The 1,443-nt window shown below is 57.0% G+C and carries 1 protein-coding gene; it reads left to right on the top strand.

What is annotated here, in order from left to right:
• The first annotated feature begins 79 nt into the window (after positions 1 to 79).
• Positions 80 to 1,429, top strand: coding sequence for an IS4-like element ISH5 family transposase (locus APQ99_RS12440; RefSeq protein WP_012289547.1), 1,350 nt, complete (start codon positions 80 to 82; stop codon positions 1,427 to 1,429).
• Positions 1,430 to 1,443 lie beyond the last annotated feature (14 nt).

The following is a 1,443-nucleotide window of genomic DNA, read 5'->3' as shown; positions in this document are numbered from 1 at the left end:
CATCCGTTCTAGTTTAGTGGAGAATCCTGTCGCTATCTGCTGATTAGATATCGTCGCAACTACCCGGTTGAGGAACCCGGTGGGAAGTGTGTACTCTCCACCGGACTCGGTAGTTGTTGACCGAATTCAAAGAGCGTTTCCCTCTGATGAGTTGCGCGAGCGCGCTCGCGCAACGAATCTCGTTGAGCGTGAGCGGAAGTTCGACATCGTTGCGCTGTTTTACACACTCTCGTTTGGCTTCGCTGCTGGCTCAGACCGCTCTCTGCAAGCATTTCTCGAACGCTATGTCGAGATGGCTGACTGCGACGACCTCTCTTACGCGGCGTTCCACGACTGGTTCGAACCGGGGTTCGTTGCACTCCTTCGAGAGATTCTCGATGATGCTATCGAGAATCTCGATACTGGACGAGCCGACTTGAGCGGACGTCTCGAACGCTTTCGAGACGTCCTCATTGCTGACGCGACTATTGTTTCGCTGTATCAAGACGCCGCTGATGTCTACGCCGCAACCGGCGAAGACCAGGCTGAACTGAAACTCCACCTCATCGAGTCACTCTCGACAGGTCTTCCAACACGGTTCCGCACAACCGACGGCACGACTCACGAACGGAGTCAGCTACCCACCGGAGAGTGGGTAGCTGACGCCCTCATCCTGCTTGATTTGGGCTTCTACGATTTCTGGTTGTTCGATCGTATCGACCAGAACGGCGGCTGGTTCGTCTCCCGCGTCAAGGACAACGCGAACTTCGAGATTGTCGAAGAACTGCGGACTTGGCGAGGCAACAGCATTCCGCTGGAAGGAGAGTCGCTGCAGGCCGTCCTCGACGACCTGCAGCGACAGGAGATCGACGTCCGCATCACGCTTTCATTCGAGCGCAAACGAGGGTCGGGCGCCAGCGCGACCCGGACGTTTCGACTGGTCGGCCTGCGCAACGAGGAGACCGAAGAGTACCATCTGTATCTGACGAATCTCGGCAACGACGACTACAGCGCGCCCGATATCGCGCAGCTCTATCGGGCGCGCTGGGAGGTCGAACTGCTGTTCAAGGAGTTGAAATCGCGGTTCGGCCTGGACGAGATCAACACGACCGACGCCTACATCATTGAGGCGCTGATCATCATGGCGGCAATTTCGTTGATGATGAGTCGTGTGATCGTGGATGAGTTACGGTCGCTTGAGGCAAGACAGCGTGAGGTCGAAGCCGCCGCAGACGCCGACGAGTCGGCGTCGCGGCTCCCTCGCCGTCGCTGTTCGCTAGCCGTTGAACGGCACGCTCATCTGATCCAGCTGTATCTCATGGTCGAGTTGGGCTACGAACTGCCGGATTTGGACGAACTGTTGCTGTGGGCATCACGAAATCCAAATCCACACAGAGATCGGTTACGTGAGCAGGTTGAACGAGGTGAGTTCGGCTTTGGCCGCCACTAAACTAGAACGAATGG

The sequence above is a fragment of the Halobacterium salinarum DSM 3754 genome (assembly GCF_008124605.1).
In the GTDB taxonomy this organism is placed as follows: Archaea; Halobacteriota; Halobacteria; order Halobacteriales; family Halobacteriaceae; genus Halobacterium; species Halobacterium salinarum.
The sequence above is the reverse complement of the archived record's forward strand: the minus strand, read 5'-3'. Positions and strand labels throughout refer to the sequence as shown.